This is a genomic window from Faecalibacterium prausnitzii, assembly GCF_049532945.1.
GTDB classification, from domain to species: domain Bacteria; phylum Bacillota; class Clostridia; order Oscillospirales; family Ruminococcaceae; genus Faecalibacterium; species Faecalibacterium prausnitzii_N.
In genome coordinates this window covers 1,217,468-1,239,977 of the sequence record NZ_CP186691.1, presented here as the reverse complement: position 1 = coordinate 1,239,977, position 22,510 = coordinate 1,217,468, and the positions used below count along the sequence as shown (strand labels likewise).

The window sequence follows — 22,510 nt, the reverse complement described above, 5'->3', positions numbered from 1 at the left end:
GGAGGAAGTAGCATGACCTACACCCAAGCCCAGATCGACAAAGCCAATGCGGTGGATCTGGAAAAATTTCTCCGGGCACAGGGCGAAACGCTGGTGCGCAGCGGAAAAGAGTACCGCTGGAAAGCCCACGACAGCCTGACCGTCTGCGGCAACAAATGGTTCCGGCACAGCCAGAGCAAGGGCGGCTTTCCGGTGGATTTTGTGATGGAATTTTACGGCAAGTCCTTTCCCGAAGCGGTGCAGATGCTGACCGGAGAGACGGGCGAAGTCCAGCCGGAGGCTGACCCCGCCCCCTCTCCGGCGTTTCGTTTGCCGCTGCGAAACGTCACCAATGCCAACATCTTGAATTACCTGACGCAGGAGCGGAAACTCAGTCCATCACTGGTGAACTTCTTCATCGCCGCCGGAGATATTTACGAGGATTCCTCCCACCACAACGTGGTCTTTGTGGGGCGGGATGCAGACGGGCATCCCCGCTACGCAAGCAGCCGTGGGATCCATGAGAAGTTCCGGCAGGATGCAGCCGGCGCAGAAAAGGCGTTTGGCTTTGCTCATCGTGGCACCGACAAACAGTTGCTGGTCTTTGAAGCCCCCATCGACCTGCTGTCCTTCATCGAACTGTTCCCGAAAAACTGGCAGCAGCACAATTATCTGTCGCTGGGCGGGGTGTCGGGCAAGGCGCTGCAGCAGTTTCTCTCGGAACGCCCAGACGTGGAGCGGGTGTTCCTCTGTCTGGATGCCGACAAGGCTGGAGAGGATGCCTGCAAGCGGCTGACGGCGCTGCTGCCGGACACGGTGAGCGTGACCCGCATCCAGCCCTGCATGAAGGACTGGAACGATGTTCTGGTGCACCGGGCAGAGATCCCGAACCGCAATTATTTCAAAAGCATTGTGCTGAAAGAGCCGTCAAAACCGGAAACGGTGAAGATCATCCGCATGAGCGACGTGGAGCTGACCCCGGTGGAGTGGCTTTGGAAGCCATATCTTCCCTTTGGAAAACTCAGTGTGCTGCAAGGCAATCCGGGCGAGGGCAAGACTTATTTTGCCATGCACCTTGCAGCTGCCTGCACCAACGAAAAGCTGCTGCCCAACATGGAGCACATGGAGCCCTTCAACGTGATCTACCAGACCGCCGAGGAAGGTCTGGGCGATACGGTCAAGCCCCGCCTGATCGAAGCCGGGGCAGACCTTGACCGGGTGCTGGTCATTGATGACAGCGATGTGCAGCTGACGCTCTCCGATGAACGAATTGAAAAAGCCATTATCGAGAACAATGCCCGACTGGTCATTATCGACCCGATCCAGGCGTATCTCGGTGCCGATGTGGACATGAACCGGGCGAACGAAGTCCGGCCCATCTTCATGCGGTTGGGACAGGTAGCGCAGCGAACAGGCTGCGCTATTTTGCTGATTGGGCATCTGAACAAGGCCGCTGGAATGCAGAGCTTGCAGCGGGGCCTCGGCTCCATCGACATTGCTGCCGCCGTGCGCAGCGTCATGTTCATCGGCAAGCTGAAGCACGACCCCACCATGCGCATCTTGACCCACGAGAAAAGTTCTCTTGCCCCGCCGGGAGCGTCACTGGCGTTCTCTCTGGGGGACGAGGATGGCTTCCGCTGGGTCGGCGAGTACGACATTACCGCAGACGAAATGCTGTCCGGCATCGAGCCGCAGCGGGAAACCAAGACCCAGCAAGCCAAAGACCTGATCTGTTCCCTGCTTGCCGGAGGAAAGCAGGTGCTCAGCGAGGACATCGACAAGGCGGCTCTGGAAAGGGGCATCCCCGGCAGAACCGTCCGGGATGCAAAACGGGGACTGGGCGACGCCCTGAAAAGCAAGATCGTGGAAGGCCGCAAAAAGGTCTTTTGGATGGAATAAGCCATTTGGCTGGCAGAAAATTTTGGTTGGCAAGAAAATCATGGTACACCCACAGTTGCCAGTCTGCCAGCCAAATTCAGAAAATGACGATAAAAGGAGAAATCGAATGGAAAATCAGAATTCGAGTTATTCGGTGCAGATTGGCAAAACCACCTTTATTGTGTGCGTGAAGCAGTCCGAAACCGCCAAAAAGCCGATTGAAAAGATGTTCAAGGATATGTGCAGACATGAGGTCACAAGGGACTTCCTTGCAGACAACCTGATGAATTTAGAAAAATTACCGAAAACCTCTTGACGAAGTCCAGCCCGAGGGCACCGGCTATCGTGCCCGCACCCGGTTTGCAAAGTTCTTCAATCTCCCGGAGTTAATGTCGATGTTAAAGGAGGTTGCGGACATTAAAACATCTGACCAGCTTCATCTGCCTGTGCCCGAAGCAAAGTTTGAGACCGTGGTGGCAAAGCCGTCCGAGATTCAGAAAGAAATGGTGCAAGAACTGAGCAAACGTGCTGCAAAGATCCACTCCGGTGCAGTGGATGCGTCCGTGGACAATATGCTCTGCGTCACCAACGACGGCAGAAAAATCGGCTTGGACGTGCGCCTGATGAACCCCATGCTGCCGGATGACCCCAACAGCAAGCTGAACGTCTGTGTGCAGAACGTGTTGAAGATCTGGGAGGAGGGCAAAGACCAGAAGCTGACACAGCTTTTGTTCTGCGACCTCTCCACTCCGAAAAACGACGGCAACTTTAACGTGTACGATGATATTCGCAAAAAGCTGGTCGTTGCCGGTGTGCCGGAAAACGAGATCGAGTTTATCCACAACGCCGACACCGAAGCCAAAAAGGCGGCATTGTTCTCCAAAGTGCGCTCCGGCGATGTGCGAGTTTTGCTCGGAAGTACGGCAAAGATGGGAGCAGGCACCAACGTGCAGTCCCGGCTCGTGGCGGTGCATCACTTGGATGTCGGCTGGAAACCCAGCGACATGACCCAGCGCAATGGTCGCATCATCCGTCAGGGCAATATGAATAAGGAAGTCAAGGTGTTCAATTACGTCACGGAAGGGACATTTGACAGTTATTTGTTCCAAACTTTGGAAAATAAACAGCGATTTATCAGCCAAATCATGACTTCTAAATCTCCAGTGCGCTCCTGCGAGGATGTGGACGAGCAGGCACTTTCTTACGCCGAAATCAAGGCACTGTGCGCTGGAAATCCGCTCATCAAGGAGAAGATGGATTTAGATGTTCAGGTCGCAAAACTCAAGGTTCTGAAAGCCGATCACCAGAGCCAAAAGTTCCGTCTGCAAGATAAGTTGCTGACCAAATTCCCGGCTGACATTCGGGAAACGAACGCCTATATTGCTGGGGTGAAAGCGGACGCACAGCTTGCCGCCGCCCATCCGCAGGTGCAAGAGGGTTTCTGCGGCATGACCATCAAGGGCGTGACCTACGATGAGAAAAAGACCGCCGGTGAGCGTCTGGTGCTTGCTTGTTCCGAACTGCCCAACGCCGAAGAAAAAGTGATCGGCAGCTACCGGGGCTTTGAACTGTCCCTGCGGTTCGATACCTTCCGCAGTGAATATCAGGCACTTTTGAAAGGGCAGCGGAAGTACACGGTGCCCTTGGGCACCGACCCTCTGGGCAACATTATCCGTCTGGACAACTCCTTGAACAACTTCCCGGAGCGCATTAACTCTGCTGAGAATGAACTAGCCACTCTGCATCAGCAGCAGGCGGCGGCGCAAATCGAAGTGGAAAAGCCCTTCCCACAGGAGGAAGAACTGACAGAGAAGTCCGCACGGCTTGCGGAACTGAACGCTCAGTTGGATGTGGACGAAAAGAGCCACGAGCCGGAACAGGATGAGGAAGAACAGGAGGACGCCCCTCGCCGCCCCTCGGTGCTGGCGGCACTGGAAGAAAAGTCGGACAAGCCGGAGCCGGTGAAGCCCTTTCGCAGTTATTACGACAAGGACGGTGATGCCCGGTGAAGGAAAAGCGGGATGAGATCATTATCCTGAGAACCACTAAAGCCGAGAAGAGCCGCATTTATGAAAAGATGCTGGGCATGGGCATCCGCAGCCTGAGTGCCTATATCCGCAAGATGGCACTGGATGGCTACTGCCTGAACCTTGACCTGCCGCAACTGCGGCGCATGGCGTATCTCTTGCAGATGTGCAGCAACAACCTGAACCAATATGCCAAAGCCGCCAATGAAAATGGTCGGGTCTACGCCGCCGACATGGAGGACCTGCGGCAACGGCTGGATGAGCTGATCGACATTGGTCGGCAGATTCTCTCCCGGCTGGCAGAACTCTAAATTTTTCCCCCGCAGTTGGAGGACTGCGGGACTACATAAGGGGGCGACATCCTTGCAATGCAGTGGTTGCCACCTTTATAATAGGGACAAAAGAAGGGCAGGTGCTGGATATGAGGTTTGTTTTTAAGATGATCGTTCTCCCATTTTGGCTGATTACTGCTTTCCTTGCGCTGATGCTGAAATGGACGCTGAACCTGTCGGCGTTTGTGCTGGCTCTGCCCATGCTGTATATTTTCGGCTGCGGTCTTTATACGCTGTACTGCCGAGAGTGGCTGCAGTTTTTGATCTTGTTGGTGGCGGAGTTTGGATGCTTTGTGTTGATTTTTATGGGCACTTTGATTGCAGATGTAGCAGAGCGTTTTAGTGGCTGGGTTGCCGGATTGTGAGGATGCTATGGAAAGCCAGAAATTAGAGGATTGTTATTCTGAGCACAGCAGCACGATTTTTTCTGAAATGCTGGGTGAGGACGAAGATTATCAGCGACTGAAAAAAGCCAAAATAGCGGCTGAGAAAGCCCTGCAGAGCGTCATCTGCCAAGAAGCATGGAAGCAATACCTCGCCTTAGATGAGATCTGCAACGAGTTGGAATGCGCCCGATATAAGGCGATGTATCTGGCAGGTGTAGCCGATTACGAAAAATTATCCAAATGATCTTGATGCCGCCGATGTGCGGCATTTTCTTTTTGAAAGAGGGTGATGACGCTGGCAGCAACACGGTTAATCCCCATGCGGAAGAACAAAGGCAAGTCCATCGGGGCTTGTTTGCACAGCCACACCAGCTATGTCCAAAACCCGGACAAGACCGAACAGGGCGAGTTGGTCAGCAGCTACCAGTGCAGCCCGTTGACGGTAGACGAGGAATTTCTGCTGACGAAACGGCTGTACGAGCAGGCCACCGGGCGCAGTCAGAAAAGTGATGTCATCGCCTATCAGGTGCGACAATCCTTCAAGCCGGGGGAGGTCACGCCGGAAGAAGCAAACCGCATCGGTTATGAGTTGGCCTCCCGGTTTCTGAAAGGCAAACACGCTTTTATCGTTGCAACGCATACCGATCGGGAACACATCCACAATCACATTATCTATAATTCTACTGCCTTGGATGGGACCCGCAAATTCAAAAATTTCTGGCTTTCCACCTTTGCAGTGCAGCGGTTGAGCGACCTGATTTGTCTGGAGCATCAACTCTCTACCATTGAGTACAAGCCTTATCGGGAACGACAGAAGCGCATCGTCTACCCGCCCAAGGAAAGCAACCGTGACCGCCTGTGCGGAATCATCGACACCATCCTTGCAGAGCAGCCGAAGGACTTTGAAGTTTTTCTTCAAAAGCTGATACAGCAGGGCTACGAGGTGAAGCGTGGCAAGTACACTTCCGTCAAGGGCAAGGGACAGAAACGCTTTATCCGGCTCCGTACTCTGGGCACCGGCTATGACGAGGACGAGATCAAGGCGGTGTTGGAGGGAAAGGCGAAGCACCACCCCTATCAGAAGCAACCTCCCAAAGAGCAGCCGTTCCAGTTGCTGGTTGACATTCAGGGGAAAATGGCAGAGAGCAAAAGCGTTAGTTACAAAAAGTGGGCAACGAAGTTTAACCTGAAAGAGATGTCCAAAACGCTGATTTTTTTGCAGGAGCAGAAAATCGGCAGTGCCGACGAACTGCGGGAGCGTGCAGCGGCGGCAACAGAACGCTATCATGCTATGGGAGATTCCATCAAAGCCGCCGAAACACGGATGGCGGAAATTGCTGTGCTGAAAACGCACATCGTCAATTACGCCAAGACCCGTGAGGTGTACACCGCTTATCGGAAAGCCGGGTACAGCAAAGCATTTCTGGAAGCCCATCGAGAGAAAATCACTCTGCACAAGGCGGCGAAAGCTGCCTTTGACAAAGCCGGGCTTCAAAAATTGCCGAAGGTCAAGGAGTTGGATGCGGAGTTTGCAGAACTACTGACCCAAAAGAAAGCAGCCTACCCGGACTATCGCAAGGCACGGAACGAGATGCAAGAACTGGTTCGGGCACAGAAAAACGTGGAGCGATTTTTTGCGGAAGAAAAAACAGTACAGGAGAACGAGCAAGTTCGATAAGAAAAGATTGCCGGGAGTTGACCGCAAGAGGTCGGCACTCGGCAATCTTTTTTCGTTGGTTCAATCTTTAACGGAATGGTTCATTTCTTTCGATTGTGTATGTTGGTGCGGTCAACAGGTATCCTATGGAGTGTAAAGAACACGATAGGATGAGGTTGCACTATGAAAGAGCTTTTTGGACAGCGACTACGGGAGCAGCGGATACAGCATGGGTTGACGCTGGAACAGCTTGCGGAAAAATCCGAGCTTTCTTCCAACTATATCGGCATGGTAGAGCGCGGCTTAAAGGAACCCGGTCTTGCCACCATCGTTAAACTTCTGAATGCTCTGAACATTTCCGCAGACACATTGCTGTGCGATCTGGTTCCCAGCGCATCCCATGTGACCGACGACGAGGTTTGCAAGCGGCTGGAAGGCTTGACTCCCATCCAGAAAAAAGCGGCACTCGATCTGCTGGACACCTATATCGGCAATCTCCCTTACCTCACAAACGAGGAATAAAATCGCAAACTTTGCAAGCGCATCGGCTGAAATTTAGCCGGTGCGCTTTTCTTTTGCATTCCTTTCGGCTATAATCATTCTTATAAGATGTATTATTTCCTAAAGAGTTGATTTTTTTTGGGGGTGTCAAGATGAGAGAACCACGGTACAGCATTTTAGCCGATATTCAGGATGCAATCGAGCAGGCAAAGTGCGGCAAGCTGGCATTGTACTGGCAGCGTACCATCCAGCGGGAATACCGATGCAAGAAAGCCACCCCTGCCGAACAGCAGGCGTATGAGCAGTTGCAGAGTATTCTTTCCGAAGTGCCGCAATGGAGCGGTGAAGAAGATCTCCGCCATAACATGGAAAACATCGGCGGCAGGGTCTGGTTCTGCCATTTCTGGATTGACCACGATTCCATGGTGCAGTTGACGGAAGATCGCAACGGCGCATTTACTGTTGCCTATGTGCTGGACACGGACGCTTCCACGGAGGTGCGCCGGGAGGCTACACTGCAAGCACAGCAGGAGCTTGCGGAATGTATGCAGAAATGGGGCATTACACTTCTGGATACGCCTGTCCCGGAACAGATGAAGTATGCTTCTCTGGCAGAAGCCACTTCTCGCCTCATGCAAGTCCTCAAAGACCCGGAGAGCATCACCGGGTAAAAAGCGTCCCGCCGGGACGCGCAGCCTGCATTGAAAAATGCAGATCAAAGGGGTTTGGGGCGCTCCCCAACAAGTATTTTGCAACGCAAAAGTCGCTGTTGTATATACGACGGCATTGCTTGCATAAGCTGTGTTCCTTATACGGCGCGGTCTTTCGTTTTATTTGCAGAGAATGGATGTGATCGCTGCACTGGAAGCCATTATGCACCAGAACACTGCGTACTATCAGAGCGATTTTGCCTATGACATCAAGATGCTGCGGGAGACCGCCCGCAGCGACCAGCCGGAAGATAAGCTGCTATTGTGGCTGTCCCGGCCCTCTGGAACATTCTGCTTCCGGGAACGGGATGTGCTGCTCAAAGACACCCAAGCCTACAACACATGGAAATTCTGCGGCGAGCAGACCCGTGACAGGATTCTTGCCTATGCGGTGGAGCTGACCGGTACATCCAACGGAACCGTGCAAGGCAATCTGTATGAACTGGACTACCAGCAGCATTTCCAGCATATCCGGGATGCCGCTCTGCCCGTGGGTGCCAATCGCCTGATCTACGAAAGTGGGATGCGGGAAATTGGCCCCAAAGAGCATTTCGACAGCCGCCCGGACAAATATTTTGGAGAGTTCGTGCGATATGAAATGCAGCCCCGTGACCCGGAACTTCTGCAAGCGGCCATCCGGCAGGAGCAGCGCAGTCGGGAATCTGCACAGCCCGGTGATTTCAAAGAACACCTTGCGGCATTGCACACCGGGCTGATCGAGGACGAGGCTCAGCGCATTGTAGCTGATATGAAGCATCTGGCTGCTCCCAACAGCCCGGACAAAAATCATTTTATGGTGGAGGTGTCGCCCTATTTTACCAAGCTGGCATCCAGCTGGGACACGAACCGGCTGATTGCCATGCTGCCGTATAAATCCCTGCACCTGTCCAGCGTGAAAGACTGTTTCGGTATCTACGCACTGATTGACAAAAACGAGAACCGAGATAAGGGCATCCATAAGCCCGTGCTTCCGTTCGCAAGCAGCTTTCCGAAACAAAACAGGCCGCCAGCTCGAAAAAGGCAGCGGCCCGCAATAAGCAACACGAAAGGGAGGTCTGACACATGAATTTTAGCGTGGAAGAAGAAAATTTGATTTGTATGTACCACACTTCTGACCGCCGCCGGACGATGGCGCGGATGCTGGCCGCCCTGCCGGATATGGACACCGAAATGCGGCAACTGGCAAACAGCACCATTGCAAAATTGGAGCAAATGACCGATGCTGACTTTGACGGGCAGAGGTTTGATTTCACGGGTGAATAATACCGCCAGCTTGACATCCACACATTATTTTCAATCAAAGTAATGTGCCATTGTCAACACAGAAATAGCCGGACACGGTGGCCTTGTGGCTGCTGTGTCCGGCTATTTTTCATGTATCAGTCTTTATCTTTTTTCTCGGTGGGATTTTCCGGCAGTTCGGCGGCATCTTCTACAACGTCGGTCACAAGCTGCTGGAAGTCAAACGCATTTTTTTCTGTAATAACGGGCTTGCCGGTTTCCGCTTCAAGAGCCTGCCGCGCAATGCCGGCCACCTTGCCGCCGCGTTTGGCAACCTGCTTGTTTTCTTCAAAGGTCTGTGGCTTTGCAGTCTTGGAAATATCCGTGGTAGATGCTTCCGCCAGCATGGTCAGCACAAGTTCCAAATCGGTCATATTATCCCGGAGATTTTCTTTTGTTAGACCTTTCAGCCGCTTATACTGTCCTGTGGTCATGCCGGACCATGCACGGGAGATTTCGTCGGTCAGGATAGCGTACTCCTTACCCTTTTGCACTCCGCGCTTCTTCCATTCATCCGTCAGCTCATTTCGGATGCGGATTGCCAAAAGCCGCTGATGAATCCATTCTTCGGAGTAGCCTTTCTTCAAATAGGTATCAAGCGCGCGGTCGATGGCCTGCTCCGGGTCGATGGTTTCCTCGATGCGTTCCTTGCCTACCATTGCCAGCCATGCCTTGAACGGCTCAGCTTTCGGGGACGGGATGGACTGGATGATACGCAAAAGCTGTTCGGTGTTGGCGACATCTGTCTTGTACCGTTTTCCATCAGAGGACAACATTTTCAGTTGTACGATTTTTTCGTACAACTCATTTGCCCCCTCAGCTTTCAGCTTACGCTTAAGGTCGCTCCAATAACGCCGTGGATTGGCTGTTCCAGTTAAAACAGAAATAACATCAATAATCGAAAAATACCATTCTTCCTTTTCTGCATCCCATGCAGTACGGATTTTCTGATCTTCAAAAAGCTGGATAGAGCTGTTATCGTTCACTTCTGCCATAGAGGGTTCCTCGCTTTCGTTGTCTAAGTCTATTTTACATGATTTCGGGCGGAAACGCCACCCGGTCTAAGCGTTTGGGATTCAAAAATCCGAACAATATTTTGTGCAGATTTACCGTTCCTGCATCTGCTCCTTTCCCGGTGTTGTCCGTAGGATGCCGTCCACATTCTGCTTGATGATGTCATATTCCTACATCGTGTTTGGCTTTGCCACGGTCAACATGGCCTCCCTGGCTTTTGAGAAGATCTTCCAGTCCGTGGGCCGGATGAAAGTGACCATGGTAGCCCTCATCGTGGGCTGTGTGGGCAACATTATCCTGGACCCGCTGCTCATCTTTGGCATCGGGCCGTTCCCTGCCATGGGCATTGCAGGCGCGGCGCTGGCCACCGGTATCGGCCAGGCACTGAGCACTGGTATCTACCTCGTGGTGTATGCTTCCACGGAGCTGCCCGTCCGGCTGCGCCGCGCCTGCCTGAAGCTGGACAAAGAGCTGGACACCCGGCTCTACTCCATCGGCATCCCGGCCATCCTCAACCTGGCGCTTCCCTCTCTGCTGGTCACGTTCCTCAACAGCCTGCTGGCCGCGTTCTCAGGCAGCTATGTGGTGGTGCTGGGCATCTACTACAAACTACAGACATTCCTCTACCTGCCCGCCAACGGCATCGTGCAGGGAATGCGTCCCCTCATCAGCTACAACTACGGTGCTGGGGAGCACAAACGGGTACGCCGGCTCTACCAGATCACCCTCATCCTGAGCGCCGCCATCATGGCAGCGGGCACCCTTGGCTGTCTGGTGGCCTCGGAGCCTCTCATGCGGCTCTTTACCTCTACCCCGGAGACGGTGGAAGCCGGAAAAGTTGCTCTGCGGATCATCTGCCTGGGCTTTGTGGTCTCCGCCATCTCCACCACCTCTTCCGGCGCGCTGGAGGGTCTGGGCAAGGGCACGCAGTCGTTGGTGATCTCCCTGTGCCGCTACATCGTCTTCATCATGCTGCTGGCCTGGGTGCTCTGCCGACAGTTTGGCCCTGTGGGCGTCTGGAACGCGTTCTGGGCCACGGAAGTGCTCTCCGCCATCGTTTCCCTTATCGTCTACAAAAAGAGCGTCTGACACGTTTTCCGTATACGCAAAAAAGGCTCCGGGCCTGCACTCCCCTTTCACAGGGAGGCAAGCCCGGAGCCTTTTCCGTTTCAGCCCAAGGGCTGGTTTTTATTTGGTGTGCTGCTCGGTGCTCTGGTCGTCCGATTCAATCGGCGTATCCAGTTCCTCCACGGGGGCAGCGTTCTTTTTGGCCTTACGGGCCTTACGCTTGTGGATCAGCTTCCGTGCGAGGAATGCTGCCACCAGCAGCGCGGCTACCGTGCCGCCGCAGAGCTCCCAGAGCGGGATGCCCTTGGGCACAAAGGCCATGACGATCTCGGTCCCGGCAGCCGTAAAGGTGATGTAGCTGCCAAAGGTATCGGTAGGCACTTTGATCCATTTGCCATCCTGCTGGACATAGACGCTGCCCTGCTTGCCCTGCGGCAGATAGCGGATAGTGTGGGTCTCCTGCCCGTCGTCCGAGAAGTCCAGCAGCCACTGCTCGGTGGCATTGGCCACGCCGGACGGCGTCTGGGAGGTAACGCTCAGGGCATTGGAGCCGCCAAACAGGCCATCCACATAGAAGATCGGACGGCCGTTGATGCGGACATCAATGCTCTTCAGTGCCGGGGTGTAAGAGGTGTACAGCGCCGTGACCACGGTGTCCAGATGGAGGTCATCCAGCACCGGGGTGTTCCACTCGGCAAGGTAACCGTCTTTCTGGGGCAGTTCGGGGTAATCCGCCTCGGTAAACGATGCACCGTAAGTAAAGGTGCGCTGGTCCACGATGTGGCCGTCGGCCATAAAGGTCAGCGTCAGCTTCTGGAAGCCCTTGGGCGCGCCCTCCAGTGCCCGCATGGTATCGTAATCAATGGGCTCTGCCTGACCGGCACGGCTGATGCGGTCAACGCCGCGCAGGGTATCGGAGACAAACAGGTTCCCCGTGAACGTACCATCCTGGCCGCCGGAAATGGCGCCCCAATACTGACCGTCGGTGTTGCTGCTGCTCGTGGAGAGGGCCACTTCGGAGTCATCCCCGTCATCGTCCGGCTCATGGATCTCCACCATGGCGCGGTTATCCTTGATGATGCAGCTGTTGCCGGTCAGGACACTGTCCGCGCCCTGGCCCACGATGCCGCCAATGTACTTGCTGCCAGTCAGCTCACACTTGGCCCAGTTGGAGATCAGCTTTGCGGAGGAATGGCCTGCAATGCCGCCCACCTTGTTGTTGCCATCCACTTTGCCGTAAGCTTCGCAGCCCGTGATGTAGCCCAGATCCATCTCGCCGCAGATGCCGCCTGCCGCCTTTTTCTTGGAGGTAACGGTGCCCTCGTTGACACAGTTCATCACCACCGCGCTGATGGTGTACTCGGTGCGCAGGAGCGAACGGTTCTCATCCTTATCGTCGTCTTCGGGGTCAAGGGTGTTTTCCACCGCCATGGTACCCGCGATGCCGCCCACATTCATGTCGGCTTCCACGGTGCCGCGGTTGGTGCAGCCCTCGATCTTGCCCTCGTTCTGAGCCGTCAGGTTCTCGGACTCATCTTCAAAGATGTTCTTGCTGCCGGGGTCGCTGATCTCTTCCACAGCATCCAGCAGCAGGTTGGAGACCACATTGATCTGGTCGTTGATGGAGCGGAGGTTGCTGGTGAGGGTGTTGCTGGCCGAGAGCATATCCCGGTTGAGGGTGCTCATCTGGTCGGTCATGTTCGTCACAGCGTCAAACAGTTCATCCTTGGTCGCGGTCATCTCGGAAGAGGGGCGCGGCACATGGATGGGATCCTGCTCCGCCAGCCAGTGGACGATATCCGCCGCCTGGCTGGTCATGCTGGTCAGGCCGCTCATGCCCTCCGCCATGATGCCGAGGCTGGCGGACATGTGGCCCAGCGTTGCGCTGGTGAGGGCGGAATCCGTCTTGAGGATATCCAGAGACTTGTCAAAATCATCCGCAGCCTTGCCCAGATCCTGTGCGGCATCGCTCAGGGAATCCAGACCCGCCTGAATGGAGGCATTGCCGGAACTGATGTTGCCGGTGTTGAAGCCCAGCTTATCCAGAATATCTTCCAGATTGCCCAGCTGGTCGCCCACATTGCCAAGCGCGCCGGACATGCTGGTAAGGGCAGAAGCCATCTGGGGATTGCCCTGCTCCGAAACGAGGTTGGCGGTGTTGCCCAGCAGCGCGCCGATCTGCGTGGCCCGGCCTGCCATATTGCCCACGGCGCGGGTGACCTGCTTGCCGGCGGAAGCCAGCTGGCCGTCATCGGCCAGCAGCGTGGCGCTCCGCAGCAGACCCAGGCCGGTGGTCAGCAGCTTCATCTGGCCGCTCATGCCGGAGCCCAACGAGAGGATGCTCATGGCGGAATTCGCCACCTGCAGCAGGGAGATGGCTGTTTTGATGTGATCGTCCACCGCGTCACCGGACACGCTGGAATAGCCGCCCAGAATGGTGCTGATGGCGCTGCTCAGGCCGCTGTCATCCTTGCCCGGCAGCGAGGCGATCAGGTCGTCCAGGCCCTTGCTGATCTGCTCCAGACCCTGCTTGCTGGAATCCAGCGCGTCGCTGGCCTTGTGCGCGCCGGAAGAAGCCTTGGCCAGTGCCGTGGAGGCGGTCAGCATCTCGGCCGCCATCTCCGCGGTGACCCACTTGAGCTGGCCCACGGCGGTGGTCATCTTATCCAGTGCGTCGACACCCGTGTCCATCACGGGCTCCAGCCGGGTAAATGTATCGGAGATGAGGTCTCCCGTGCGGTCCACCTCGTCCGCCACTTCGTCAAAGTAATCGCCTCCCTGCTCCTGCAGACGGCGGGCTGCCTGCACGGCAGTGTCCATCTGAGAGTTCAGGGTGTTGAGGTCGGTATTGAGGAGGCTGGTGCTGCCGTCCATGTCATCGGCCGCGCCGTTGACCATGGTGTGCAGCGTGTCCAGCTCGGTGCGCAGACGGTTGATGGTGCTCTGGTCCAGGTCCAGCTCCACATAGGGCTCTGCCTGGCCGGCAATGCCGCCCACGTCCTTGCGGCCCTGTACCAGGCCCTGGTTGACACAGCCGGAGATCAGGCCATCGGTCCGGCCCACGATGCCGCCCACGTTATAGCCTACATGGGCATAGCCCACGTCGCCCGCGTTGGCACTGCTGAGGATCAGGCCGGAGGAGCGGCCTGCAATGCCGCCGGTATCCGAGGAGACATTGGAGATGTTATTGCTCAGGTCATCGCCCATATCCTTCTTGACCAGCTCCAGCAGGGTGGCCGGGAGGCCCTCCATATCGAGGGCGGACTCCTGATACTCGGAGTTGACGGCGCCCACATTGGTGCAGCCGGTGATGACACCGAGGTTGTAGCCCACGATGCCGCCGGTGGCATACGCACCGCTGACCATGGCACGGGAAGTGCTGTGGTCGATGGTTCCGCTCGTCTCATTGCGGCCCACCAGACCGCCCGCCTCCTCCTCGCCGTGGACAGCACCGGAGAACGTGCAGTTGATGATGGTGCCGTAGTTGGTGCCCACCAGACCGCCTGCGGTCTTCTGGGTACCAGCGGGATTGACCACACCCTTGATGGTAAGGTCCTGAATGGAACCGCCCTCTTCCAGGATGCCGAAGAAGCCGGCTGGAGAATAAGCCCCCACGAGGCTGACATCCGAGATGGTGTGGCCGTTGCCCTTGAACGCGCCGCTGAACGACGCAACGGGGGCCCACTCCGTATCCTCCAGCGAGAGGTCTTCCTGCAGGATCACGGTCTTGCCTTTGGACCACTGATCAAAGCCGCATTTGTCGGCAAAGGCCAGCAGGTCCGAAACACTGTTGATGTAAATGGTATCCGTCGGCGCGGTGTCGGCCGCAAATACCGGCAGCGCCGCCGAAGCCGCCAGCACCAGTGCCAGCAGCGCAGCGGTCAGGCGGTGCAGCAGCCGGGTGCTGCCCGCCGCAGACTCATTCGTCCGCATGGGAGTCGTTTTCATCCTGCACCTCCTGTGAGATTTTACCAGAAAGAACGGTAAGATGTACGTTTCCATCCACAACGGCGTTCATGGTACCGGCCACGGAGCCGTTCACCTCGCCCTGCACCATGCCATTGACACGCACCCGGCCGCTGGCCGTGTTGGTGTGCAGCACCACATGATGCATGGAGAACGAAGTTTTATCCACCAGCTTGCCACCCACCAGCAGGATCTGCGGCAGGACGAACAGCACCAGGAAGATGGAGATGATGGTACCGCGGCCCAGGCACTGGCCGATGCCCACGATGCAGGCATCGGACGTCATCTGACCGATAAGGGTACCGGCCACCGTCATGATGGTGCCGGAAGTGAGGATGGTGGGGAACGCAAAGTTCAGCGTCTCGATCATGGCTGTCTTATGGTCCATCTTATCCCGCAGCTCGTTGTAGCGGGTTGCAATAACGATGGCGTAATCGATGTTTGCACCCATCTGGATGGAGCTGACGATCAGGTAGCCCATGAAGTACAGCGGCGTGTGGATAAAAGCGGGGACGGAGAAGTTGACCCAGATCGCGCCCTCGATGACGAGGATCAGTAGGATGGGCATTGCCACCGACTGGAACGTGAACAGCAGGACGATCAGCACGATCAGCACGGAGACCACGCTGACCACGATGTTGTCGATGGCAAACGACTTCTGGAAGTCGTACTCGTTGGTGGCGTCGCCCGCCAGATAGATGTCGCCGTCCGGGTAATACTTCCGGGCGATGGTGCGCATCTGGTCCGTGAACTCATACATTTCATCCCCGCTCTGGAGGCTGGGGTTCAGGTAGACCAGAATACGGTTGTAATCCGCACCCTGCAGCTGGGCCTTTGCGCTCAGCATCTGGGTCTGGGCATCATGCAGGTCGTTGATCTGATCCTGGTCCAGGCTGACAATGCCGGAATCGACCTCGTCACAGACGTAGAGGAACATATCAATGAGCGGCACACTGTAGTTGGAGAAGTTGCCAATGACCTGGCCGTACTCATCATTTTCCAACGCGTAGCCTGTGTAGACCACTTGGGCCAGCTCGTAATCCAGGCCCGCCATCTCAGAGAACTGGCGGGAAGTGAGCCGGTCTTCCAGCATGTAGCCGTCCATGGCCTCAATGTTGGAAAGGCCGCGGGTGTGGTCCACCTCATCGTGGCTTTCCAGTTCTTTGATCATGGCTGCTTCCACCCGGTAATCGTCGTTCTTTGGTACGACGAGAGCCACCAGGTTGGACTTGGTAAAGTTTTCGTCGATCATGTTATCGGCGATCTGCGTCTCATTCAACACTGGCGTCTTGATCGGGCCGTAGCCATAGGCGTAGGGGCACTGTGTCTGGAAATGGTAGGCAAACACCAGCACCACTGCAAAGACGATGGGAACGATCTTGCGGGTTTTGTAAGCATAGCGGCCCACGAACGAGATCTTGGGCACAAAGTTGCGGTGCTTGGTCTTGCTCATGTAAGGGCCAAACAGCATCAGCAGGCCGGGCATGACCACGAAGACCGACAGCATGGAGAACAGGATGGCCTTGATGAGGCAGATGGCCATATCCGGGCCGATCTTGAACTGCATGAACAGCATGGCCACCAGACCGCCGATGGTGGTCAGGGAGCTGGAACTGATCTCCGGGATACTCTTGGCCAGCGACTCGATGACCGCCTCTTTCAAGGGCAGGGTCTCGTGTTCTTCTTTAAAATGGTTGCAGAAGATGATGGCGTAGTCCAGCGAAAGGGCCAGCTGCAGAATGTTCGTGACCGAGTTGGAAACGAACGAGATGGTGCCCAGCAGGAAGTTGGTGCCCATGTTGAGGATCATGCCCACCACGAAAGTGAGCAGCAGCACGGGAACTTCCGCATAGGTCTGGGAGGTGAAGATCAGCACCACCACAATGATGATGGCAACATACACCATGATGACATTGACTTCACGCTCAATCGTCTCCTCCTGCGTATTGCCCAGCGAGGTGGAAACGTAGATATCGTAGTCTTTCAGGTACTCCTTGACGCTTTCCAGCGTTTCCAGGCACTGGTCGTCGTCCTCGGGGTAATCGAATGTGATGGAGTACAGCGCCGATACATTATTATAATGGGCGGTGGTATCATCGTACTCGATCATCTGGATGCCCCTGAGGCCCGCCAGCTCGTCGTTCAGCTGGTCTGCCTCGTCCGGCGTGATGTTTGCCACCATGACATCGGCAGAACCGTAGGTGGTAAACTCTTTTTCCATAATGTCCAGGCCCATGCGGGTCTCGCTGGTCTTGGGCAGATAGGTGGTCAGGTCGCTTTCCACCTTGACCCAGCTGCGGGAGAAGATGGTGAAGATGGTTCCCAGAATGACGATGAGGAACACAAGGTTGCGCCGCTCAACAATTTGCAGCGCGAGCTTGTGCATAAAATCGTTTTTGGGCTGTTCCTGCTCGGTCATCGTGTTCCCTCCTCTCGGCATTGCATTACTGGAGTTTTGCAAGGATTTCCTCAGCCGTCATACCGCTGGCCAGCAGCTTCTTCAGCACATCTTCTGCTTCGCCTTTCTTTGCTTCTTCCATTGCCTTTGCTTCGGCGGCAGCTTTTTTGTTTTCGGCTTTGGCAAGTTCCTTGGTGGCTGCTTTCAATTCTGCTTTCTTGGCTTTCAGCTGCGTCTTCAGATCATCGAGATTTGCAGTCAGCGTAGCAACCTCAGATTCGATTTTTTCCTTTTCAGCGGTCTTTTCTGCAACGACGGCTGCATAATCAACGTTGGCCTTTACAATACGGGTCTTATTCTTGCTTCCCTTGGGTCTTGCCATAATAATTTCCTCCCATACAGTGAAATAATTTGATACTTACAAGTATATTCCAAATAGTCAGAATTGCAATAGGTAACCTGAGCTGTTTTCAACTGCTACTGTGCCACATCAGAAGGTAGGGCTTCATAATGGCAAGATACTTATCGCGTGCAGAACTTTCGTGCATATGCTTCTTGAGAATCCATCTAGTGAATACCGACACCCTCCATGATCTTTTCTATCCAATTTGTGGAAGAATCATTTTTCTCACTAAATGACCCCAAATAATGTGACGAACTCTCAACCTCTATTATTACACCATCCGGCATTCTGTATTTTTCTAAACTGAGATTCAAACCTTTAAGTGGGATTGTTCTAGCCAGTTGAGGGATAGAAACTGTATGGAGAATATCAATTTTTGATAAACCTCTATACGTTTCTGTCTTTTCGGCTTCACTTAGCAACCGTTCTGCATACTGATTTGAAATAACCTGTATGCGAAATTGTTCTTTTTCATCCTCGGTCATCTCAAGTGGAACGCCGTGCAATGTGTCTACAATATAGGACGAAATTTTAGCGAAGTGCTCGTCAAAATCAGTGGTATTCAAATTTTCTTCCTGATTCACTTCACTCTGCATGTACGGTCACCTCACTTTCCTTTTTTTTAGGCATAAACCAATAAAATATAACACAAAATGCTAAAGCAAACACAACACCAAAAACATTTTGACTCACTCTAAGACTAACCGCTCCTTGTAGTCCATATGTCTCTGCAGCAATGGCTAAAGCACCAAATGTGTTAAATACTGCCTGCCAGCCATATTGTGCTGAAAATCCTACACCGATTCCACCAAGAATTCCTATATATGCATAGATTGACGAAGGAAGCAGAAAATATAATACTGTAAAACATATAACACCTGCAATATTTCCGACAATCCTTTTACGGACTCTGTAGTGCATATCTTCCATAGACGGCAAAATCACGGACATGGCCGCAATACCAGCCCACATTGCACGTGGCATATTACAAAGTTCTGCAATGCAAAGGACAATCGGTACGCATAAAATCTGACATAGCTGCCATTTTGTTCTGGAAGAAGTGATATCAAATTCTTGTATCAGATCTTTCAGATTTCTTTTATAAGTTCTGTTTTTATGATTTCGATAAAATACGAAACAGGTAAGTGCTGCACCTAAAGCCATTCCGACTAATCGCATCTGATAGCTTTTTCCCGTAACATCATAACCATATAGCAGCAGATACCCAAGAACCAATGTAGATTGATTAAACATGGATGGATTATGGCATCCGAACAGAATCAACACAGCCAGTGCCGCAATATTTAACAGCATTCCCAATACCGGTGAAAACTGATTTGCTAAATGCGGACATACAGTCATAATTACAAAGAACAAAGCCAAAAGCATCGTAGATTGTCCGGTGTGGATCCCCAGATCCGCATTCCTAAACACCATGAGACATAATAAGACTACTACACCTACAATGCTGTTCTCATTTCCAAATAGGATGCTGAAAATACTAACAAAGAAAAAACAAAATGCCATTGTAGCAGCTATCTTCACCAGATATACCCACATATGATATAGTTTTTCTTTTAGTGTTTCACTCTTTTTCAACAGGTTTTTAGAACCTGCCTGATTTAACTGCAACTCCTGATAAAATGTCATATAAATCCTCTCATCTTCTAATTTATCTTAAAACTAGATAATCTCATCTTTCTGCTTTGGCAGCTCTATAACAAATCTGCATCCACCATATTCACGGTTTTCTGCTTTGATTGTTCCTCCGGCACTATCTACAATCCGTTTTACAAGTGCAAGACCTAGGCCATTTCCTTCTGCTTTATGAGATCCATCTACCTGATAGAACTTGTCAAATATTCTGGATTTTACATCATCCTCTATTCCTGGTCCTTCATCTTCCAGAATGAACTTAACAGAATCCTGTTCTTGTTTCAGAAACATCGTAATTGTCCCCTTTGAAGGGCTGAACTTAATCGCATTATCTAAAAGATTTATCCAGATATGCATAAAAAGTCCTTCATTCGCAGTATATTTAACTTCCTCCAATTCTACCTGAAAACCAATTTCTTTTTCTGTCCATTTTGTTTCCAATGAAAGAACTGCCTGGCGGATCTGTTCATCCAGACGATATTCTGTTTTTTTCATTGGTATATTCTGATTCTCTAACTTGGATAACAGCAAAATATTACCAACCAATCCGGAAAGTCTTTGGGTGTTAAATAAGATTTTTTCTACATATTCCTCTTGATCCGGAGACAGTTCTTCTCCCTGAAGCAGCATTGTATATCCTTCAATGGCATTAATCGGGGTCTTAAACTCATGAGAAACATCAGATACAAAATCCATCTGCAGCACCTCTGTTGCACGAAGTTCTTTTGTCATAACGTTAAAACTTTGATAAGATTCTCCAACTTCTGCTATACGGCTGTTCGTTTCCAAATGCTGTTCAAAATCTCCCCGAGAAACTTCCTTCATTGCTTTACTAAGTCTTGTAATTGGTTCCAGTAACTTTGCATTAATAAAGGAAGTGATCAGCCCTGCAATCAATGTATTGAAAATCAAAAGCCAGCCAAGCACAGGTATGCTGCCCGGCAGATTAAAAAAATGATTCAAAAAAGCAAATAATAAAGCAGATATGACTGTTGAAAATACAAGTGCCAGCCAGATTGCACCAGTCAGACAGGATCGGATCCGCAATCCTTTTTCTTTCTTTTGTTCCATTATTTTTTCACCACCTTGTATCCAATTCCACGCATTGTTACGATTTCAAAATCAGGGTTATCTTTAAAACGCTCTCTGATTCTTCCTATATGTACCTCTATCGTATGTGGGTCTGCCTCCGTCTCGTATCCCCATACTTCATCCATCAACTGTTGTTTTGTAAATATTCTGCCTGGCGAAGCTGCAAGCTTATATAAAAGCAGGAATTCTTTTTTAGGCAAAACAAGACTTTCCTTATCAGTTGTAACCGTCATTGCATCATAATCAAACTCTGTTGAACCGATCACAATTTTGTGTTCATTCAGTATCTGTGCACGGCGAAGCAGTGCTCCGACTCTTAAAACCATTTCATTCACATTTACCGGTTTTACCATATAATCGTCACTTCCCGAAAGAAATCCCTGGCGCATATCATCAAAGGAACCTTTCGCAGTGATCATAAGCACTGGTATCTGATATCCTGCTGAGCGAAGTTCCGACACCAGTTCATAGCCATCCATAACCGGCATCATAATATCAGAAATGATCAGATCAATATATTCCTTAACCAATACTTCTAATGCCTCTGCTCCATCCGATGCACTTTTGACTTGATATCCATTCTTCTCAAGCACTTTTTGGAATAGCTGGCTTAATTCTTTATCATCTTCTACAATCAATATTTGAAACACGTTTTCCTTCCTCCTTATTAAAACAGATACCTTGCCCATCCAAGCAGATGCTGTACCAAAAAAATTTTTCTCTGACGTTTCTTTGTTAATTCGATTGGCTCTACATGATATGGATCACGATAGGTTCCATCTTCCAATACCTGGCGGGACACTCTTTCATATTCCATCATGCCCTCTTCCAACTGTTTATTAATATCTTTACTGCGAATTACAAGCATCAGTTCCGTATCCAGATATGCACTTCTCATGTCCATATTAAAGGAACCGATTACAGACAGATCATCGTCAATCAGAATACTTTTTCCGTGGTATGAATAACCGCCTTCATATTCCCAGATATTAATTCCTGTACTTAAGATTCTATTTTTGTTTTTCGCATAATCGGCAGCCCCAAATGGATTCCCATTATTCGCAACTGAATTTGTCATGATAGAAAAATCTGAAACGTTCTCTGCAATCTCCTCCCATGTATTATACATCATATCATTACAGATAATATATGGCGTGTGGATCTTCACACGATTTTTTGCATTTTTCATCAATTCTCCCAACTGATACCACACTACTGGTTCTTTGGAACCTGTGTGAATAGGATTTGACACTAATGCAATCTTTTCTGTCTCAAAAGTTTCGTCCGTGTAATCGGTATCGCAGATTCTTTCCTTATTCTCTTCAAAATATTTCTGATAGCCGTTCTGCAGCTCTAAAACTGCGTTCTTTACAGATTTTCTATTTGCCAGTTTTTTATTGTCATGAAAATAATCACTGTCTTCTTGTTCCCATATCGTTTCAAAATACTCTAACAACTGGTTAACTGAATTTTCTTTCTCAGGTTCATCGCAAACCACTAACACGTCTCTGTCATAGTTCTTATGTCCCGGAAAATCACCCAGGAAATAATTGTATGTATTTCTTCCCCCAAGAATATATCTCTTTCCATCTGCAATCAAATATTTATCATGCATTCTACCCATCATTTTCCACGGTTTCAACGGATTGGCCTTATTATACAGTTTAATTTCAACATTCTCATGGGAAGATAATCCATAGAAATACGGATTTCCTTCCATATCAATCCAGCTCTCCATTCCATCTACCAACAGACGAATATGTACACCTCTGTCTGCCGCATCATGCAGTGCTCCTAAGATCAATTTTCCACTTTCATCGGATTGAAATGCAAAAGTAGAAAGAATAATTTCCTTTTTTGCATTCTTGATCAAACGCACTCTTTGTAAAAGCGCTTCTGGATTCTTTTCTATGATTACTGCCCGTTCTGTATTTTCACTGCATTCGTTCCATGACCCATTTTTTGTTTCTTTTTTGGTTGTATTGGACACTTCCGGCTGCTTTTTATATGCAACGCAGATTCCGAGCAATTCATAAAAAGCCACACATAAAAAAATTGCCAGTATAACAAGAAGGATTTTACATATTTTATGCTTTTTCATTGTACATCACTTGATTCCTTTTTATTTCTTATTCTTATTCATTAGCAATACAATACAATAG

General features: G+C 51.6%; 20 protein-coding genes and 1 pseudogene. 12 read left to right on the top strand and 9 right to left on the bottom strand.

Features of this window, described 5'->3' with window-relative positions:
* The first annotated feature begins 12 nt into the window (after nucleotides 1–12).
* From ACNQFG_RS06190 to ACNQFG_RS06140, 11 genes and pseudogenes are all read left to right on the top strand, one after another.
* On the top strand, nucleotides 13–1,878 hold the full coding sequence (locus ACNQFG_RS06190) for an AAA family ATPase (RefSeq protein WP_423406349.1): 1,866 nt from the start codon (nucleotides 13–15) through the stop codon (nucleotides 1,876–1,878).
* 106 nt (nucleotides 1,879–1,984) lie between these two features.
* On the top strand, nucleotides 1,985–2,173 hold the full coding sequence (locus ACNQFG_RS06185) for a transposon-encoded TnpW family protein (protein WP_097779733.1): 189 nt from the start codon (nucleotides 1,985–1,987) through the stop codon (nucleotides 2,171–2,173).
* A gap of 79 nt (nucleotides 2,174–2,252) precedes the next feature.
* Nucleotides 2,253–3,866 (top strand): helicase-related protein, encoded by a 1,614-nt coding sequence (locus ACNQFG_RS06180; protein ID WP_423406348.1) that lies wholly within the window; start codon nucleotides 2,253–2,255, stop codon nucleotides 3,864–3,866.
* Entirely contained in the window at nucleotides 3,863–4,195 is a 333-nt protein-coding gene (locus tag ACNQFG_RS06175) for a plasmid mobilization protein (protein ID WP_270834680.1), read from the top strand. The genes ACNQFG_RS06180 and ACNQFG_RS06175 overlap by 4 nt, the downstream gene beginning before the upstream one ends.
* A gap of 110 nt (nucleotides 4,196–4,305) precedes the next feature.
* Complete coding sequence (locus tag ACNQFG_RS06170; protein ID WP_423406552.1) at nucleotides 4,306–4,581, top strand: hypothetical protein; 276 nt, start codon at nucleotides 4,306–4,308, stop codon at nucleotides 4,579–4,581.
* 7 nt (nucleotides 4,582–4,588) lie between these two features.
* Nucleotides 4,589–4,846 carry a hypothetical protein gene (locus ACNQFG_RS06165; protein WP_423406347.1) on the top strand — a complete coding sequence of 86 codons (258 nt, stop codon included), beginning with the start codon at nucleotides 4,589–4,591 and terminating at the stop codon, nucleotides 4,844–4,846.
* Nucleotides 4,847–4,921: 75 nt separating this feature from the next.
* Entirely contained in the window at nucleotides 4,922–6,280 is a 1,359-nt protein-coding gene (locus tag ACNQFG_RS06160; protein WP_423406346.1) for a relaxase/mobilization nuclease domain-containing protein, read from the top strand.
* A 162-nt stretch (nucleotides 6,281–6,442) separates the two neighbouring features.
* Nucleotides 6,443–6,781 (top strand): helix-turn-helix domain-containing protein, encoded by a 339-nt coding sequence (locus ACNQFG_RS06155; protein ID WP_423406345.1) that lies wholly within the window; start codon nucleotides 6,443–6,445, stop codon nucleotides 6,779–6,781.
* Between the two features lie 131 nt (nucleotides 6,782–6,912).
* On the top strand, nucleotides 6,913–7,431 hold the full coding sequence (locus ACNQFG_RS06150; RefSeq protein ID WP_423406344.1) for a hypothetical protein: 519 nt from the start codon (nucleotides 6,913–6,915) through the stop codon (nucleotides 7,429–7,431).
* A gap of 172 nt (nucleotides 7,432–7,603) precedes the next feature.
* Nucleotides 7,604–8,529 (top strand): annotated as a pseudogene (locus ACNQFG_RS06145) (hypothetical protein).
* A gap of 3 nt (nucleotides 8,530–8,532) precedes the next feature.
* Nucleotides 8,533–8,733 carry a transposon-transfer assisting family protein gene (locus ACNQFG_RS06140; RefSeq protein ID WP_117506273.1) on the top strand — a complete coding sequence of 67 codons (201 nt, stop codon included), beginning with the start codon at nucleotides 8,533–8,535 and terminating at the stop codon, nucleotides 8,731–8,733.
* Between the two features lie 116 nt (nucleotides 8,734–8,849).
* Here the strand turns inward: ACNQFG_RS06140 and ACNQFG_RS06135 are convergent, their stop codons facing one another.
* Nucleotides 8,850–9,746 carry a BRO-N domain-containing protein gene (locus ACNQFG_RS06135; RefSeq protein WP_423406343.1) on the bottom strand — a complete coding sequence of 299 codons (897 nt, stop codon included), beginning with the start codon at nucleotides 9,744–9,746 and terminating at the stop codon, nucleotides 8,850–8,852.
* 154 nt (nucleotides 9,747–9,900) lie between these two features.
* On the opposite strand from ACNQFG_RS06135, the gene ACNQFG_RS06130 reads away from it, so the two are divergent.
* Complete coding sequence (locus tag ACNQFG_RS06130; protein ID WP_423406551.1) at nucleotides 9,901–10,854, top strand: MATE family efflux transporter; 954 nt, start codon at nucleotides 9,901–9,903, stop codon at nucleotides 10,852–10,854.
* 99 nt (nucleotides 10,855–10,953) lie between these two features.
* Here ACNQFG_RS06130 and ACNQFG_RS06125 read toward each other — a convergent pair whose 3' ends face one another.
* The 8 genes from ACNQFG_RS06125 to ACNQFG_RS06090 form a co-directional block, all read right to left on the bottom strand.
* Nucleotides 10,954–14,781, bottom strand: a complete 3,828-nt coding sequence (locus ACNQFG_RS06125) for a GLUG motif-containing protein (protein WP_227612051.1) — start codon at nucleotides 14,779–14,781, stop codon at nucleotides 10,954–10,956.
* Nucleotides 14,753–17,218: an efflux RND transporter permease subunit gene (locus ACNQFG_RS06120; protein WP_055189758.1), complete on the bottom strand. Its 2,466-nt coding sequence runs from the start codon at nucleotides 17,216–17,218 to the stop codon at nucleotides 14,753–14,755. Before ACNQFG_RS06120 ends, ACNQFG_RS06125 begins: the two co-directional genes overlap by 29 nt.
* Nucleotides 17,219–17,243: 25 nt before the next feature.
* Nucleotides 17,244–17,579 (bottom strand): hypothetical protein, encoded by a 336-nt coding sequence (locus ACNQFG_RS06115; protein ID WP_423406342.1) that lies wholly within the window; start codon nucleotides 17,577–17,579, stop codon nucleotides 17,244–17,246.
* A gap of 185 nt (nucleotides 17,580–17,764) precedes the next feature.
* Nucleotides 17,765–18,184, bottom strand: coding sequence for a hypothetical protein (locus ACNQFG_RS06110; RefSeq protein WP_242821977.1), 420 nt, complete (start codon nucleotides 18,182–18,184; stop codon nucleotides 17,765–17,767).
* A 1-nt stretch (nucleotide 18,185) separates the two neighbouring features.
* A complete protein-coding gene (locus ACNQFG_RS06105; RefSeq protein WP_117929845.1) occupies nucleotides 18,186–19,250 on the bottom strand; it encodes an FUSC family protein in 1,065 nt (354 codons plus the stop codon).
* Between the two features lie 33 nt (nucleotides 19,251–19,283).
* A complete protein-coding gene (locus ACNQFG_RS06100) occupies nucleotides 19,284–20,327 on the bottom strand; it encodes a HAMP domain-containing sensor histidine kinase (protein ID WP_005929825.1) in 1,044 nt (347 codons plus the stop codon).
* Complete coding sequence (locus ACNQFG_RS06095; RefSeq protein WP_005929827.1) at nucleotides 20,327–21,037, bottom strand: response regulator transcription factor; 711 nt, start codon at nucleotides 21,035–21,037, stop codon at nucleotides 20,327–20,329. The genes ACNQFG_RS06100 and ACNQFG_RS06095 overlap by 1 nt, the downstream gene beginning before the upstream one ends.
* Entirely contained in the window at nucleotides 21,016–22,449 is a 1,434-nt protein-coding gene (locus tag ACNQFG_RS06090) for a phospholipase D family protein (RefSeq protein WP_423406341.1), read from the bottom strand. The genes ACNQFG_RS06095 and ACNQFG_RS06090 overlap by 22 nt, the downstream gene beginning before the upstream one ends.
* Nucleotides 22,450–22,510 lie beyond the last annotated feature (61 nt).